Annotated in this window: 13 protein-coding genes; 8 read left to right on the forward strand and 5 right to left on the reverse strand. The window is 71.8% G+C overall.

The window, feature by feature from the left end; genetic code table 11:
* Window positions 1–8 precede the first annotated feature (8 nt).
* Genes ACLQ2T_RS28195 through ACLQ2T_RS28210 form a run of 4 tightly spaced genes read right to left on the reverse strand, consistent with a single transcriptional unit; the run spans window position 9 to window position 6,080 of the window.
* On the reverse strand, window positions 9–1,154 hold the full coding sequence (locus tag ACLQ2T_RS28195) for an acyl-CoA dehydrogenase family protein (RefSeq protein WP_425769396.1): 1,146 nt from the start codon (window positions 1,152–1,154) through the stop codon (window positions 9–11).
* Window positions 1,154–4,498 carry a non-ribosomal peptide synthetase gene (locus ACLQ2T_RS28200; RefSeq protein WP_425769397.1) on the reverse strand — a complete coding sequence of 1,115 codons (3,345 nt, stop codon included), beginning with the start codon at window positions 4,496–4,498 and terminating at the stop codon, window positions 1,154–1,156. Before ACLQ2T_RS28200 ends, ACLQ2T_RS28195 begins: the two co-directional genes overlap by 1 nt.
* A 12-nt stretch (window positions 4,499–4,510) precedes the next feature.
* Window positions 4,511–5,500 (reverse strand): BtrH N-terminal domain-containing protein, encoded by a 990-nt coding sequence (locus ACLQ2T_RS28205; RefSeq protein ID WP_425769398.1) that lies wholly within the window; start codon window positions 5,498–5,500, stop codon window positions 4,511–4,513.
* Window position 5,501: 1 nt separating this feature from the next.
* The gene (locus ACLQ2T_RS28210; RefSeq protein WP_425769399.1) at window positions 5,502–6,080 is read right to left on the reverse strand and encodes a hypothetical protein; all 579 of its coding nucleotides are present in this window, start codon (window positions 6,078–6,080) and stop codon (window positions 5,502–5,504) included.
* 243 nt (window positions 6,081–6,323) lie between these two features.
* Here ACLQ2T_RS28210 and ACLQ2T_RS28215 point away from each other — a divergent pair, with 243 nt between their 5' ends.
* From ACLQ2T_RS28215 to rsgA, 4 genes are read left to right on the forward strand one after another with little or no spacing between them, the layout of a single operon-like run.
* Window positions 6,324–7,283: a thioesterase domain-containing protein gene (locus tag ACLQ2T_RS28215; protein WP_425769400.1), complete on the forward strand. Its 960-nt coding sequence runs from the start codon at window positions 6,324–6,326 to the stop codon at window positions 7,281–7,283.
* Window positions 7,280–8,854: a non-ribosomal peptide synthetase gene (locus tag ACLQ2T_RS28220; RefSeq protein WP_425769401.1), complete on the forward strand. Its 1,575-nt coding sequence runs from the start codon at window positions 7,280–7,282 to the stop codon at window positions 8,852–8,854. Before ACLQ2T_RS28215 ends, ACLQ2T_RS28220 begins: the two co-directional genes overlap by 4 nt.
* Window positions 8,851–9,570, forward strand: a complete 720-nt coding sequence (locus tag ACLQ2T_RS28225) for a hypothetical protein (RefSeq protein WP_425769402.1) — start codon at window positions 8,851–8,853, stop codon at window positions 9,568–9,570. Before ACLQ2T_RS28220 ends, ACLQ2T_RS28225 begins: the two co-directional genes overlap by 4 nt.
* Window positions 9,567–10,577 (forward strand): ribosome small subunit-dependent GTPase A, encoded by a 1,011-nt coding sequence (gene rsgA / locus ACLQ2T_RS28230; protein WP_425769403.1) that lies wholly within the window; start codon window positions 9,567–9,569, stop codon window positions 10,575–10,577. Before ACLQ2T_RS28225 ends, rsgA begins: the two co-directional genes overlap by 4 nt.
* Window positions 10,578–10,579: 2 nt before the next feature.
* On the opposite strand, the gene ACLQ2T_RS28235 is transcribed toward rsgA, so the two are convergent.
* Window positions 10,580–11,221 carry a DUF6875 domain-containing protein gene (locus ACLQ2T_RS28235; protein ID WP_425769404.1) on the reverse strand — a complete coding sequence of 214 codons (642 nt, stop codon included), beginning with the start codon at window positions 11,219–11,221 and terminating at the stop codon, window positions 10,580–10,582.
* A gap of 173 nt (window positions 11,222–11,394) precedes the next feature.
* On the opposite strand from ACLQ2T_RS28235, the gene ACLQ2T_RS28240 reads away from it, so the two are divergent.
* From ACLQ2T_RS28240 to ACLQ2T_RS28255, 4 genes are all read left to right on the forward strand, one after another.
* Complete coding sequence (locus ACLQ2T_RS28240; RefSeq protein ID WP_425769405.1) at window positions 11,395–12,951, forward strand: amino acid adenylation domain-containing protein; 1,557 nt, start codon at window positions 11,395–11,397, stop codon at window positions 12,949–12,951.
* Window positions 12,948–13,742: an acetylglutamate kinase gene (gene argB / locus ACLQ2T_RS28245; RefSeq protein ID WP_425769406.1), complete on the forward strand. Its 795-nt coding sequence runs from the start codon at window positions 12,948–12,950 to the stop codon at window positions 13,740–13,742. The genes ACLQ2T_RS28240 and argB overlap by 4 nt, the downstream gene beginning before the upstream one ends.
* A complete protein-coding gene (locus ACLQ2T_RS28250) occupies window positions 13,739–15,061 on the forward strand; it encodes a condensation domain-containing protein (RefSeq protein ID WP_425769407.1) in 1,323 nt (440 codons plus the stop codon). The genes argB and ACLQ2T_RS28250 overlap by 4 nt, the downstream gene beginning before the upstream one ends.
* A gap of 16 nt (window positions 15,062–15,077) precedes the next feature.
* On the forward strand, window positions 15,078–16,454 hold a 1,377-nt coding region (locus tag ACLQ2T_RS28255), incomplete at its 3' end, for a condensation domain-containing protein (RefSeq protein ID WP_425769408.1).

The raw sequence follows: 16,454 nt of genomic DNA on the forward strand, positions 1-16,454 counted from the left end.
CCGGGCCGTCAGCTCCCCTCGTGAAGATGGAAGGAGGAGTTGGCGATCAGCTCCAGCATGATCTCGGAGGTGCCGGCCGACAGGGTGAGCCCCGGGGCCTCGCGGTAGGCCGATTCGAGAATCCGGGCGTCCGTGGGCGACAGGGCGTGCCCGGCATATCCGGCGCCGTGGGTCAGCGCCGCCCAGGTGGCCACGTCGCGAGCGGTCTCACTGGTGTGGTACTTCGACATCGCCGCCGCGGCCGCGTCCACCCGGTCGTGGTCCAGACCGCTGAGGACCTCCCAGGCGAGTAGCCGGCCGGCGTCGACGAGCGCCGACTGGCGCCCGACCTGCTCCAGCAGCGCCCCGTCGACGCGGCCCGGATCGAGTCCGCGCAGGGCCGCGTCGAACCATCGGGCGGCCTTGAGCGAATAGTCGAGACCGGTACGTTCGATCGCCAGGCACCGGTTCAGCAGTGCCCAGCCCTCGCCCTCGGCGCCGAGCAGGGTCTCCGGTCCGAGCCGGACCCCGTCGAACTCGACCCGGTCGAACTGGTCGTCGGCGAAGCTGCCGATCTGGTCGCGGCGTACCCCGTCAGCGTGCAGGTCCACCAGGAAGAGACTGATGCCGTCGTACCGACTCGACCCGTCGCCGGTGCGGGCAGCGCACAGCGCCAGGTCGCTCATCGTGCTCTTGAGGCCCCACACCTTCACGCCGGTCAGCGACCAGCCGTCACCCTGACGGGTGGCGGTGGTGCCGAGCGAGGCCAGGTCGGAGCCGACCTCCGGCTCGGTGTAGAGGACGGTCGCGAACCGTTCGCCGGACGCGAGCGCCGGCAGCAGTGCCGCCTGCTGTTCAGCAGAGCCGGCCTGTAGGAGGAACAACCCGACGATCTGGATGCTCAACACATGGACCATGTCCGGTACACCGTGGTGAACGAGTTCCTCGATGACCGCGGCGGCCTCGGTGTGCCGGGCGCCACGCCCGCCGTACGCCTCGGGCCAGCTGACCGCGAGCAGACCGTGGCGGCCGAGTTCGCGGTACAGCGGACGGACATCGGCCTCGCCGGGAGACCCGAGCACGGCTTGGAGGGCGGCAGTGACCGCCGGTGCGGCGAGCACCTCACGCACCTCGGCGCGCAGCTTCGCCTCCTGGGCGGTCTCGGCGAAGTCCATCAGCTGCCTCCCTCGGGCGTGCTGCGGAGGAACCGCGCCACGTCCTCGTCGGACATGGTTTCGAGGAGGTCGAGCAGATGGTCGTCGTCCAGCTTCGCCGCGCGCTGTCGCTCGACGAGCACCGCGAGCCCGGCGATCGTCGAGTCCCGGAAGAAGTCGGCCACGCCGATCTCCACGTCGAAACGACGGCGCAGTTTGGAGATCAACTGGGCGGCCTGCAGGCTGCTGCCGCCCAGCTCGAAGAAGCTGGTGTCGACATCGACGTCCGGGGTCTCCAGCATCGGGCCGAAGAACTCCTCGGCCAGGATCTTCTCGGCCTCGGTACGAGGAGCGGTGATCCGGTCGCCGCCGGCGCGGGCGGTCGCGTCAGGTGGGGGCAGCGCCCGGCGGTCGACCTTGCCGCTTGAGGTCAGGGGCAGGGCCGGCAACACCACCAGGTACTGCGGAACCAGCATCGCCGGCAGCCGCTCCGCGAGGTGGGCGCGCAACACCTCGGCGGTCGGCGGCGGCTCACCCGGGGCGCCGACGTACGCCACGAGGTGCCGCTGGCCGCGTTGGTCCGCCCACGCCTCGACGTACCCCTGCCGGACTCCCGGGACGGCGGCGAGCACCGCCTCGATCTCACCCGGCTCGATCCGGACACCGCGGATCTTGATCTGGCGGTCCACCCGGCCCAGGAACACGATGGCCCCGTCGCGGCGCCGCCGGACGAGATCGCCGGTGCGGTAGAGCCGGCCGCCGGGAGCGGTGCCGAACGGGTCCGGCACGAACTTCTCACCGGTCAGCTCGGGTGCGTTGAGGTACCCGCGGGCCAGGCCGGCTCCGCCGATGACCAGTTCACCCGGGACGCCGTGGGGCACCAGGGCGAGGTGCTGGTCGAGGACGTGCGCGACGTGGTTGTCCATCGGAAGCCCGATCGGCGGGGAACCCTCCCACGATCCTTCGCACTCCTGCACCGTCATGGTGACCGTGCACTCCGTCGGGCCGTAGCCGTTGAAGAAGCGGGACACCTTGTTCCACGCGTTCACCAGCCCGGCCGGGAAGGCCTCACCGCCGACGAAGGAGATCCGCAGCCGGTCCAGGCGTGCCGGGTCGAGCAACGCCATGACGGTCGGCGGCAGGTCGATGACGGTGATCCCGCCGTCCTCCAGGACGCTCTGCAGCCGCTCGACGTCCAGTCGTTCGGCTTCGAGCGCGATGTGCAGCCGAGCGCCGGTCAGCAGCGCGGCGAACATCTCGAAGACCGACACGTCGAAGGTGTACGAGGCGTAGCCGAGTACCCGGTCGGCGGGCGTCAGCTCGAACAGCCGCTGGGCGGAGCCGATGAAGTTGACCACGCTGCGGTGCTCGATCAACACTCCCTTGGGAGTGCCCGTGCTGCCCGAGGTGTACAGCACGTAGGCGAGGTCGGACGGATCCGCGGCCGGGGCCGGAGCCGTCGGCGGATGACCGGCGAGCAGGTCCGCGGCCCGGTCGAGTTCCACCACCTGCACCGAGTCCGTGGTCCGGGACGGGAATCCGGCCGTGAGGGCGGCATGGGTGACCACCACCCGAGGCGCGGCGTCGGCGATCAGCGCGAGGATCCGCTCCGGCGGATGGGCCGGATCCAGGGGTACGAAGGCGGCCCCCGCCTTGAGGGTGGCGAGTACCGCGGTGACGTAGTCCGCGCCACGGGGTAGACACAGTGCCACGCGCTCGCCGGGTCCAGCGCCGTGCCCGCGCAGCAACCGGGCGAGTCGGTTGGCGGCTGCCTCCAGATCGCCGTAGGTGACCTGTTCGTCACCCGCCACCACGGCTACCGCGTCTGGTGCGCGGGCGGCGACCTCGGCGAACCAACCGTCCACGGTGGTCTCCGGGACCGGGCGTACCAGCCCGTTCCAGCGTTCCACGAGCTCGGCACGATCCGCCTCGGGCAGGATGACAGCCTGGCTGACCGGTTGCCCCGGTGCGCCGACCAGCTCGGCGAGCAGCTGCACGTAGTGGGTCTGCATCCCGTCGATGGTGCCGGCGTCGTAGAGATCGGTGCTGTACTCGACGTCGATCGAGGAACTGTCGCCGGCCTCGTACATCTGCCAGGTCATGTCGAACTTGGAGGTGGTAGCGGGCGGCTGCTCGAACTCGACCTCCAGCCCCTGCATCCGCAACCGCTGCGGCTGCTGCGGCAACAGGAAGGTCACCTGCACCACCGGCGAGCGGGACGGGTCCCGAACCGGGGCGACGGCCTGCACCACCCGCTCGAACGGCAGGTCGACATTGGCGAAGGCCTCCCGCACCACACCATCGACCTGGCGGACCAGATCCGCGAACGAGGGATCGCCGCCGACATCGACCCGCAGCGCCAGCATGTTGACGAAGAAGCCGATCAGATGCTCCAGCTCAAGCCGGCCACGGACGCTTGTGGAACAACCCACCACCAGGTCGTCCTGTTGCGAGTACCGGTGCAGCAGCACGAAGAACGCCGCCACGTAGACGGGGTACGGCGTGACGCCCAACTCCCGGGCGAGGCGGTGGGCGGCCTCGACCAGGCCTCCGGCGACCGGCTTGCGGGCATCGGCACCGCGATAGGTGAACTGCTCGGGACGAGGGCGGTCGGTCGGTAGTTCCAGGACCGGCAGGTCGCGCAGCTTCTCCCGCCAGTACGCGGTGAGCCGCTCCAACCGGCTGCCGGTCAGCCACTCCCGCTGCCAGATGGCGAAGTCGGCGTACTGGATGGGAAGCTCCGGCAGGTGCACCTCCCGGTGCTCGACGGCCGCGCCGTAGGTGGCGGCCAGCTCGCCTGCGAACACCTCGCTGGAGGTGGCGTCGAAGACCGAGTGGTGCACGATCCAGGCCAGCAGGTGCTCGTCCTCGCCGGTGCGGTACAGCTCAGCGCGCCAGAGGGGGCCGGCTCCGAGGTCGAACGGCGCCGCGGCGCGGTCCTGTAGCAGCGCTCGCCCCCGCGCCCGGCGTACCTCCGGTGTGTCACCCTCGACCACCGTCAACGGCAGCTCGACCGGCACCTCGGCGGCGATCACCTGCATCGGCCCGTCGGCGCTCTCCCGCAGCGAGGTGCGCAGCGGCTCGTGCCGGCGGACCAGGGTGGCCAGGCTGTCGCGCAGCGCGCCGACGTCGAGGTGGCCGCGCAGCCAGATCGCGGCGATGACGTTGTAGGCCGACATGCCGGGGGAGAGCCGGTCCAGGAACCACAGCAGGTCCTGGGAGTAGGACAGCGGTGCGGTGTCACCGCGTGGGCGCGGCGTCGGGCGGTCGGCGACGCGGCCGTCGGTCCCGCCACGCAGCAGCGCGAGGAACTGCACCCGGCGTTCCAGGGGAAGCCGGGCAAGGCGTTGTCGAAGCTCGCTCATGTCGATCGATCCTCACACGCTCTCGCCGACGGCCGCCACCGCACGGGCGTAGGCGGTGCGGAGCTCGTGAGCGTGGCGGGCCAGCTCCGTGGCGTGCCGGCGAGGTTCCGCGTGGCTGTGCGCGGCGGTGACCCGCAGCGGGGTCCACCGGTGCGCGACCTGTTCCACCCGTCGACCGGCCTCGGCCAGGCCGGGGTCGTCCCACCGGGCGCCGAGGGTGCGTAACAGTTCGCCGTGCAGTGCCGCCTGCGCCTGCGGAGCCCACCCGAACGTGTACGCCTCGGTCAGCGCCTCACCGTCGCCGCCGGCGGCCCGTTCCACAAGGTCCTCCAGGTAGAGCCGCAGACCGGTGAGGCCGGTGTGCCGGTCCCGGGCGTGGAAGTCCGCGAGGTTGGCCCGGCAGGCCTGGGCCAGGCGGGCCCGGTCGAGCGCCGGGAACGGGGTGTCCAGCTCGACGTCCAGCCACCGGGCGTCGTTCTCGGCGGGCCCGCCGGCGAAGAACACGTCCTGCTCGTCGGCCGGAGCGCCGGCACACCAACTGCGTAACAGGTCGGCGACGGGCAGCGGCCCCGCGTAGGCCGGCGGCATGACGTCGGAGACCCGCACCGTCGCCTGCTCGCGGTCGACCGAGTGGACCACGATGAGGTGTGCGGCATGCACGTCGTGGTAGGCCGGCCGGAACGGCAGGTGAAAGTTGTCGACCGCGACGATCGGCAGCCGGCCGGCGGCTAGGGTCGCCTCCAGATCGGCGAGCGGGTCGCCGGGATCCGCCACCCGCCATCGGGAACGGACCTCGTGGTGCGGTAGCACCTCGGCGGCGAGGTCGGGGGAGCGGCAGGGCCAGTAGTACTCCTCTGGCCGTACGTCGCCCGGCAGATAGGTGAACCGCCAGGCCAGCCCGACCACCGCCAGCGGATCCTCGCCCGCATGGGCGGCCAGAGCCGCCAGAGTGGTGTGCAGACAGCTGACCGGATCTCGGTACCACCCGGTGGCCGCCGCCACGCTAGGGACCCTCCTGCAACGTCGCGGCGAACACGTGGACCGCAGGGTTCGTGGGCAGACGCAGGGACCGCAACTCGGCGCGACGGGTCACCGCCACCCGCTGGCACCAGATCAGCCCGGTGACGCGGGGTTGCACATGGTGGGGGTAGTGCATCGACGTGGTCGCGTACGCCCGGGTCTCTCCGAAGTGGGCGACCGCCGCCCAGAAATCCGACACCCGCAACGGCTCGAAGTCGACCTGCCCGTCGGTGAAGTGCAGCGCGACCTCGTCCTCGACCCGACGCTCGGCGGTGGCCAGCAGGTAGATCCAGTCGTAGCGGCCGGGCGGCACGGGCACCACCTGGCCCGCGCACCGTACATTGTCCGGTTCGCCGGTGCCGGTGCCGGGGAAGGCGAACGGGATGCCGTCGACCGTCACTGTCCCGGCGGGTGGCAGCTGCTCGGCGGGCAGCGAGTTGCGCCAGACGTTGAGGCCGCCGGCCGCTGTGCGATCCGCGCCGGTGACCCCGATGTTGTTGCGCAGCGGTTCCAGATCGAGCAGACGGTACGCGGCGAGTCGAGGGGTGATCGTCGAGGTCATCGCGCGACGGCCACCGTGGTCGAACAAAATGCAGCGTCGAGCATCTGGAGCCCCCGTCTTTGCGCGCTCATATATCCAGAACCTACTATGAACATCCGCTCCGGGTCGACCCCGGAGATGATCGGGACGCCCGCCCGGCCATGTCGGTAGCGGACTCACCGGCTTCGACGTAATGTCGCGAGGCACACCGCACCGGCGGACGGGAAAGGCCGGGGTGGCGCACGCCAGACGGGGAGGACGTCGATGCGAGCCGCCGAGCAGCCGCAGCCCTCGGCGCGGGCGGATGCGATGCGCGCCGATCTGGCCGACCGTGAGCGCGCGCTCAGCGACGACCGCCGGGCACTGCTCGCGGCCCTGCGCCGGGACCGGCTGCGGGAGGTGGCCGGGCGGGCCGGCGCGCAGCTGCTGCGGCCGGGTGCCGGCGCTCCCCTCGTACTGGTCCACCCGGTCGGCGGTGACGTGCTGTGCTACGGCGAGTTGGTCCGCCTCCTGCCCGGGACCTACCCGGTGTACGGCCTGGCTGCCGACGAGGCTCTCGCCGGCTCCTCGGCGCCGTCGTTCGACGCGCTCGTCGGGCACTACCTGGCCCGGCTCGGCAGCGCCGACCTGCGTCCGGCGGTGCTCGCCGGCTGGTCGTTCGGTGGCATGCTGGCGTACGAGATGGTCCGCCGTCTGCCGACGGCGGCCGCGGTGGCCATCGACGCCATGCCGCTGCCACCCGGCACCGAGCCGCAGCCGCTGACCGGACCTGAACTGCTCGAGGCGTTCGCGCTGGACCTGATCCGTTCGGCGGGTCGGCGCCCTGAGCAGGTTCGACTGGATCCGCAGGTCTGGCAGCTGCCTGAGCGGACCGCCCTGACCTGCCTGCACGCCGACCTGGCCGAGCAGGGGATCGACGTGGGACTCACGCTCGACGAGCTGGCCACCCGGGCCCGGGTCTATCTCAACGCGTTCGCCGCGCTGGACCGGCACCGCTCCGCGCCGGGTGGCCCGGGGGTGCGGGCGGTCTGGGCCACCCGGTCGGCTGCGGACGCCCGCACCTGGTGGCGCACCGTGGCCGACGGGCCGGTCGAGGGTCGTTCAGTGGTCGCCGACCACTACTCGGTGCTGCGTCCGCCCGCCGTGCTCGACGTCGCCGAGTTCCTGCACGAGTCCATGGCCAGGGCGCAGGCGACGGGGTCCGCGACCAGGAGGGGAGCATGATGCCGGAGACTGAGAGCGCGGGCAGCGCGTGGTCGGTGCTGCTGCATGAGCACAGCAAGCGGCGGGGGGACGCCACGGCGGTGCGGTCGGGATCGACGTCCCTGACGTACCGGGAGCTACACGCTCTCGCCGGCAGCTACGCCGTACGCCTCGCCGAGCTGGCCCTGCCGCCGGGCAGACCGGTGGCCGTCGACGTCGGTCGCGGGGTGGACCTCCCCGCGGCGATCGTCGGCACCGCCATTGCCGGCCACGTCGCGGTTCCGCTAGGTCGCTCCGACCCCTCCGGATCGGCGTTCCCGGTCGCGGCGACCGTCTCCGTCACCCCGGCCGGACCCGCCGCCGTGGCGACCGGGATCCCCACCGAGGAGCCGGTCACGCCGACGGATCGGCCCTTCATTGTCGTGCGTACGGCGGGGGGCAGACCGGTCGTGCTCGGTCACGAGCAGGTCGACGCGATGCTCACCGACCTGGCCGCCGGGCTGGGTGTCGGACCTGGCGACAGGTCCGTGGCGTGGACTCCGGCCGACCGTGCCGGTGCCGTCGCGGAACTGCTTCTGCCGCTGCGTGCCGGAGCTGAGCTGATCGTCGTCGACGACGACGCGGCCGACCCGGCCGACGTGGTCGGGCTGCTCACCCGGTGGAGTCCCACGCTCGTCATGGCGACGGCGACCCTGTGGACCATCCTGCTGGAGGCAGGCTGGCCGGGTGCGCCGCAGCTGCGGGCCTGTGTGGTCGGCGAACCCTGTCCGGCTCGGCTCGCCACCCGCCTGGCCGGGATCGCCGCGTCGGTGTGGACGGGTTTCGGAACGGCGGAGACCGCCGGCTGGTGCACGCTGCGCCGTGTCGCGCCGGGTGAGTCGGGTGCCCTGCTCGGTCCGCCGATCGGCGGGCTCACCCTGGATGCGCTCGACGCTGCGGGCCGCCCGGTCGGTTCGGGCGACGTCGGCTCCCTGCGGATCGGCGGTCATCTCGTCACCGATGACCTGGCCCGCCGTGGGCCCGACGGCGGCCTGCGGTACGCGGGACGCGCACGGACCACGCAGACCCGGGCTGACGCCGTTCGTCTGACGGAGTTGGAATCGGCGGTCGCGGAGGTCCCAGGCGTCGCGCACTGTGTCGTCACGGAGGTGGACGGGTCCGTCGTGGTCACCGTGGTACCGGAACGCGCGACGGATCCCGCCGGGGTGAGGGCGGCGGTCCAGGACCTCCTGCCGGAGAGCGGAATCGAGGTGCTCACCCGGCCGGTACCGGTGCTCGACGCCGACGGCCGGCTCGACCGCCGCGCCATGACCGCCCCGCCGGCGCCGGTCGCCACCGGGCACAGCCGCGAGGAGCGGCTCATCGCCGAGGTGTGGTCGGACCTGCTCGGAGTGCCGTCGCCGCCGCTGAATGTCAGCTTCTTCGAGCTTGGGGGTTACTCCATGGCGGTGATGAAACTGTCCGCCCGACTACAGGAGACCTTCGGGTTACCCGTGCCGGTGGCCGATCTCTTCGAGCACGACACCATCAGCGGCCAGGCGAAACTCGTCGAGCGCCTGTACGACGAGCAACTGGCCGAGCTGTCCGAATGAACCGGATCATCGCGCTCTGGAGCGCACCACGTTCACGGTCGACGGCCTTTCTGAGGATGATGACGGCGCGCGGCGACTTCACGGTCCTGCACGAGCCCTTCTCGCACGTGGCGGACTTCGGCACGGCTGTCGTGGACGGCCGCACCGTGCACACCGAAGCGGAGCTGATGGCGGCCCTGCGGGCGCTGGCGGAACGGGAACCGGTGTTCTTCAAGGACACCACCGACTTCCACTACCCGGGTCTGCTGGCCGACGACGCCTTCCTGCGCCGGCACACCCATACCTTCATCATCCGTCGGCCCGCCGAGGTGATCGCGTCGCACTACGCGCTGAACCCGGCGCTCCAGCGGGACGAGGTCGGCATCGAGCGGTTGAGCGAGATCTACGACGCGGTGGTCGCAGCCGGCGCCGGGAACCCGGTGGTCATCGACGCCGACGATCTCGTCGCGCGGCCGGAGGCGACCGTCCGGGCGTACTGCGCGGCCGTCGGCATCGACTTCCGCCCCGAGGCGCTGCGCTGGTCGGCGCAGATGCTGCCGGAGTGGGAGAAGACCCGGCGGTGGCACGAGGCGACGGCGCAGACCGACTCGTTCTCGCCGCAGCCGCGGGTGTTCGCCGACACCGTCCAGACCAACGATCTGCTGGCCCGATATCACGAGCATCACCTGCCGTTCTACGAGAGGTTGCGGCAGCACCGGCTGGTCGTCGGGTCGTGACCGACCTCGCCGCGCTGGGCTGGGCCGGGTTGCCGGACGGTGAGGCGCCACGCGGGTGGTTTCCGGGGCGGATCTCGCGGGTCGACCGGCGGTGGTGCACTCTGCTGACCGCCGACGGCGAGCTGCGGATACGCCTCACGGGGGAGCCGGTGTGCAGCGGCGACTGGGTGTTGGCGAGCATCGGCGCGTACGGCCCGCGGCTCGAACGGGTCCTGCCGCGGCGTACCGCGTTGGTCCGCGCGGATCCCGGCCAGGACACGGTCGGGCAGATCGTCGCCGCCAACGCGGACACCGTCGCGGTCGTCGAGTCGGTCGAGCCGACCCCCAACGCCGGGCGTCTGGAGCGACTGCTCGCCCTCGCCTGGGCTTCCGGGGCGAAGGCCCTCGTGGTGCTGGCCAAGTCCGATCTCGCCAGCGAGCCCGTGCTGCTCGCGGCACACTTGGAGGCGTCCGTGCCGGGTCTGGCGGTACACCCGGTGAGCGCGGTGACCGGCGACGGTATCGGTGTGCTCGCCGAGGAGTGCGCGTGGGGGCGCACCCTGGCGCTGGTGGGTGCCTCCGGCGCGGGTAAGTCGAGCCTCGTCAACGCCCTGGTCGGCCGCCCTGTCATGAACACGGCCGAGATCCGGGGTGGCCGTGGTCGGCATACCACGACGTTCCGGGCGCTGGTTCCGGTGCCCGGTGGTGGGGCGGTGATCGACACTCCGGGCCTGCGGGCCGTGGGCATGGCCGAATCGAGCGGTGCGGGTGTCGACGCCGCCTTCGCCGACATCGTGGTGCTGGCCTCGCTCTGCCGGCACGGCGACTGCCGCCACGACGAGCGCGCCGAGGGCTGCGCGGTCGTGGCGGCCCTGGAACGCGGCGAGTTGGCCCGCCGGCGTTTCGACGCCTGGCGCCGGCTGCGCCACGACGTGGCGGTGCAGACCGACCCGCGGGCCGCCCGACGCGCCGTCGCCGAGGTCTTCCGGCAGCGACGGGTGCGCCGCCAGCACCGCGGCAAGTACTGACCTCAGCCCTCCCCGTAATGGCGGACCGCGGCGCGGTAGTGCTCGACCATCAACGGATCGAGCCGTTCCGGGCGACGGTAGCGGGCGCCGAAGCGGCGGGAGTAGCGGCGGAACCAGGCCCGCTTCTCGGTCAGGAAGAAGATGTCGTGGAACGCCATGTTGCGGATCGCGACCATCGGCACCGGGGAGCGAAAGGCGAACAGGTGCGGGTTGCGGGTGGCTGTCTCGCGGCACAGCGGATGGAACGGCGCCATCATGATCTCCTGCTCGACCAGCTCGTCCTTGATGGCGGCGTGCCCGTCGTCGAGCAGGAGCGCCTCTTCGTCGGTGAGCCGGGGCAGCAGTACGAGCATGGCCTGAAGGGTCTGGTTGTGCCCGGCCCAGGCCGTCCGGCGGAACTCGGCCACGGTGGCGCGCAGGCCGGCGACCACACTCGCGCGACCGAGCGGCCGGTCGAGGTCGCGCTCCCGGAAGACCAGCGTGTGCTGGTGGATCGCCGGCCCGACGAACGGGCACACCGCGCCCTCGCGCCGCAGCTCCGGATGGGGCCGCAGGACGAAACCGTCGAGCCAGCCCCACACCGACTCGTGAGCCACCTCGTCGAAGATCGGGTCGACCACCGGACCGAAGAGCGTTCTCGCCATGATGATCACATTCCCCCATGGATCAGTGACATCGACATATATCATCATTGACCATCTCTGACCGACCCACCAGTGCGAACCCAGCCGGGCCGCGTGGCGGTGTGTCACGGGATACCATCGGCCGGGCAACGATCGACCACGGTCACCGCGGGCCGGTTGGTGAAGGGACGTCGATGACTTCGAGCGGTCTGTACGGCTGGTTCCATCGGACTGCGGTCGAGCGACCCGAGCACGTGGCGCTGGAACTGGACGGATGCAGCTACACCTACGCTGAGCTGGAACGGCTCGCTGTCGCAATCGCCGCGACGATCGTCGGTCGCACGGGGGGCACCCCCACCCGGGTCGGGCTGCTGACCAGCCGCAGCATCGTCACCTACGCCGGTTACCTGGCCGTGCTTCGGCTCGGGGCGAGCGTGGTGCCGATGAATCCACGGGTCCCGGCCGCCCGCAACGTGATGATCAGCACCGCTGCCGGCCTGGACGCCACCATTGTGGACGACAGCTCGGGATACTGGTGCGAGGAGTACGTCAAGAAGGCCGGCGTCGAGATCATCGACCTCAGCGGCGGAGTGCCGGAGGCGGTGGATGAGGTCCCGGTGGCCGAGGTCGAACCGGACGCGATCGCCTACATCGTGTTCACCTCCGGCTCGACCGGCCGACCGAAGGGCGTGCCGGTGTCGCACGCCAACATCGGCGCGTTCGTCGAGCGCACGGTGACACTGCTCGGCCTCGGGCCCGACAGTCGCGTGTCGCAGAGCTTCGAGTTGTCCTTCGACGCCGCCCTCAACGAGTTGTTCGGTGCCTGGGCGGCCGGCGGCACCCTCTGCGTCCCGCCACACCGGGAGGTGCTCAACCCCGTCCCGTTCATCACGGCGCGGCGGTTGACGCACTGGTTCGGCATCCCGTCGATGATCTCCTTCGCGCTCCGAGAGGCCCCGCTGGCGTCGACGGAGATGCCGACCCTCCGGTGCAGTGTGCTCGGCGGCGAGGCGCTGACCCGGGAACAGGCCCTCGCCTGGCGGTCGGCGGCACCCGCGGCGCGGATGTACAACTGTTTCGGGCCGACCGAGCTGACCCTGGTGTGTACCGCCTATGAGGTCGGTGCGCCGCAAGGCTGGCCGGACACCTCCAACGGCACCCTGCCGATCGGCGACCTGTACCCCGGCCTTGAGACCGTCTTCCTGGACGAGGAGGGCAGGCCCGTCGCCGACACGACCGGCGGTGAGCTGTGTGTGCGCGGTCCGCAGCGGTTCCTCGGCTACCTGGACCCCGCGGACGACGTCGGCCGGTTCGTGACGGTCGAGGACGGGAAGGCCCGCATCCACGACGGTACCGGCCCGGTCACGCCCCGGCACTACTACCGCACGGGTGACCGGGTGCGGCGCGAGCACGGTGAGCTCGTACACCTGGGACGGATGGACGCCCAGGTCAAGATCCACGGGTTCCGGGTCGAGCTGGGGGAGATCGAGGCGGTCCTGCGTCGCCACCCCGGAGTCGACGAGTTGGTGGTGATCGCCATTCCGACCGGTGACGGGGGAGCGGACCTGCACGCCCTCTACACCGGCGACGAGATTCCGGCCGCCGACTTCGCCGGGCTGGCCGCCGTACTCCCGCTCTACATGCGACCCGGACGTTACCAACGGCGTGCCGAGTTCCCCTGCAACGCCAACGGTAAAGTCGACCGCAGGCGACTCGCCGCCGAGCTCAGCCCCACCGCCGGGCCGGCATGACGGCCCCGGTGGTCCTCAAGTGCGGCGGGGCGGCAGGCGTCGACATCGCCGCCGTGTGCGCCCAGGTCGCCGCCCTGTGGCGGGCGGGCACCCCGGTCGTGCTCGTGCACGGTGGTTCCGCCGCGGTCGCCCGGCTTGCTGCCCGGATGTCCGTGCCGGTCCGCGAATTCGTCTCACCCAGCGGCGTCAAGGCCCGGCACACCGACGACGCCACCCTCGAGGTGCTCACCCTGGCGCTGCTCGGGGAAGTGAAGACCGCCCTGCTCCTCGAATTGCACCGCCAGGGGGTACGGGCGGTCGGGCTGTCCGGGGCCGACGGCGCGCTGCTGCGGGCGCGCCGCAAGCAGGTCCGCGCCCTCGTCGATGGGCGGACCGTCGTGCTGCGTGACGACCACAGCGGCATGCTGACCGGGGTCGACGACCGGATGCTCACGGCGCTGCTGCGGCAGGGCCTGCTGCCGGTGGTCAGTCCGCCGGCCGTCACCGAGGACGGCGCTCTGGTCAACGTCAACGCCGATCGGGTGGCCGCCCGGGTCGCGGTCGCTCTGGGCGCCGCCGAGCTGGTGCTGCTCACGGCCGCGTCCGGTGTGCTGGATGCCGACGGCGCTCCGCTGCCGCGCTGCGCCCTGGCGGCCGAGGGCCCACTGCCGGCGTACGCCGAGGGTGGGATGAAGGTCAAGCTCATCGCGGCGCGGGAGGCGCTGCTGGGCGGCGTCCCCACGGTAACCGTCCGGGACGGCCGTACCGATGGCGCCGGAGGCACCGGAGGCACGCGGGTGACCCTGGCATGACCGACGAGCTCTACGCCATGCCGGCCTCAGCCGGCCAGGAGCGCATGTACCTGATCCACCAGATGCACCGCGGCCACACCCCGTTCCACATCACCGGTGCGTTGCGGATCCGCGGGCCGATGGACGCCGCAGCGCTCGCCGACGCGCTGAACACGGTCGTCCAGCGGCACGAGGCGTTGCGTACGGTCCTGCGACTGGACCGTACCGGTCAGCTGCTCCAGGTGATCCGTGCCTCGTCCCCGGTCGAGCTGACCCGTGAGCAGGTCCACCCGGCCGCCGTGGTCCGCCGGGTGGAGGACTTCGCCCGTACCCCCTTCGACCTGGACCGGGGACCTCTCGTGCGGGCCGCTCTGCTGGGCCTGGGCACCGACGACCACGTCTTCGCCGTCGTGATTCACCACGCCGCCGCCGACGGGTGGTCACTCGGCGTGCTGCTCGACGATCTCGGCGCGGCGTACCGGGCCAGGCTCCTCGGCCGCGAGCCTGAGCTGCCCGACCTGCCGTTGCAGTACGCGGACTATGCGGTGTGGCAGCGTGAACAGCTCGACAGCGGTGCCTTCGACGGGCAGTTGGCGTTCTGGCGCCGGACCCTCGACGGAGCACGGGGGTTGCGACTGCCGTCGGACGGCCCGGCCGAGGGCCGGGCGACGCAGGTCAGCGCGCAGATGACGCTGGCCGCCAGTGAGCACGCCGACCTCGACACCTACGCCCGATCCCGCGGCGCGACCACTTTCATGGTGCTCGTCGCCGCCTTCGCCGCCACGTTCACCGCCTGGTCCGGTGCGGCCGACCTGGTGCTGGTGACGCCCGTCGCGGGCCGTACCCAACCTGATCTGGACCGGGTCGTGGGCCTGTTCAGCAACACCGTGGCGCTGCGCGTCGACACCGCCGGCGATCCCACCTTCGACGAGCTCGTCGGTCGTGTCCGGCGCACCTGCCTCGACGCCTTCTCCCACCAGGACGTGCCGTTCGAGCGGGTGGCCGAGGCGCTCGCCGTGCGGGGCCGCCGTCCGGAACCCGTTGCCCGGGTGATGGTGGCGTACGGCAACACCCCGCCCGCAGCGGCCCGGCCCTTCCCGGGCGCGTCGGTCGAGCCGGTGGAACTGCCGGCGAACACCGGCGGGCTCGACCTGGCCGCCGCCCTGGACCCGGCTCCGGACGGCGGGATCCGCGGCTACCTGACCGGGGACGGTTCGCTGTTCGGGGAGGCGACGGTCGGCCGGGTGGCCCGGGCGGTGAACGCGGTGCTCGACGATGCCGCCGCCCTCGGTGGCCTGCGACTGTCGGAACTGCCCCTGCCGGTGGGGGCAGAACGGTGAGCGTGAGGGGCTGACGGTGCGACTTGGCGATCTGTCGGCGGGGCAGCGGGCCCTGCTCGACGCGATGCTCATCGACGAGGGCGTGGCGGCGGCGCCACGCATTCCACGACGAGACGGGGATCGCGGACGGGCTCCGCTGACCGCCGGGCAGGAGGCGATCTACTTTCTGGAGCGGCTGCGCCCCGGCAGCGCCGCGTACACCATCGCCGGTGCCGTGCGATTGACCGGTGACTTCGATCCGGCCGGGCTGTGGCAGGCACTGCGCCTGGTCGTCGAACGACACGAGGCGCTGCGGACCGGCTTCCGGGAGTCGGCCGACGGGGAGCCGGAGCAGTTCGTCGTCCGCGATGTTCATGTCGATCTCGACGAGCGCACCCTCGACCTCGCCGAGGACGTCGACCGGGTGGTGCGTGAGTTGGCCGCGCGGCCGTTCGACCTGGGCGAGCCGCCGTTGTTGCGAGCGACCCTGGTCCGCTCACCGGGTGCCGGCGACGCATTGCTGGTCCTGTGCGTGCATCACCTGGTGATCGACGGCGGATCGTTGCCGATCGTGCTGGAAGATCTTGCCACGGCCTGGCGTACGGGGGCAGTGGCGGCACCCGCCACCGCCGTCGAATTCGGCGATGTCGCGGCCTGGCAGCGCCAGTGGCTGGACAGCGACGAGCACGCCCGCCAACTGGCCGACTGGGTCCGTCGGCTGGACGGCGCCGCGCCCGCGGCGCTGCTGACCGACCATCCCCGTACGCCGGAGACCTCGGCGGCGAGCGCGTGGTGTCCCGTCACGATTCCGGCAGATGTCGTCGCGGGACTCCACCGACTGGCCGAGGGGGAGCGGGCGACGCTGTTCATGGCGTTACTGGCGGCCTGGTCTGTGGTGCTCGCCCGCTGGTCTGGCAGCGAGGACCTGGTGATCGGCGCACCCGTGGCGGGACGGACCGTGGCGGAGACCGAACGCATGGTCGGCTTCTTCGTCAACACCCTGCCGCTGCGCGTCGACGCATCGGGTGATCCGACCTTCCGGGAGCTGCTCGGCCGGGTGCGCGATGTCGCGTACGACGGGTACGAACGGCAGTCGGTCCCGCTGGAACGGATCCTTCGTACGCTGCGCCGGTCGGGTGGGGATCTCATCCGGCACGCGCTGACGCTGCACACCATCCGCCCAGCCCGCCTGTCGCTGCCCGGCGTCGAGGCCGAGCCGGTGCCCGTGCACACCGGAGCGGGCCGCTTCGAGTTGGAACTCCAACTGGAGCCGACGGCCGACGGCAGCCTGACCGGGCGACTGGAGTACGCCACGGACCTGTTCGAACCGGCCAGCGCGGACGGGTTCGCCGCTGCTTTGGGTTTGGTGTTGGCCGGGGTGGTGGCTGACGCGTCTCAGCGGTTGTCGCGGCTA

Origin of the sequence: Micromonospora sp. DT229 (assembly GCF_049844505.1) — a bacterium.
Classification (GTDB): Bacteria; Actinomycetota; Actinomycetes; order Mycobacteriales; family Micromonosporaceae; genus Micromonospora.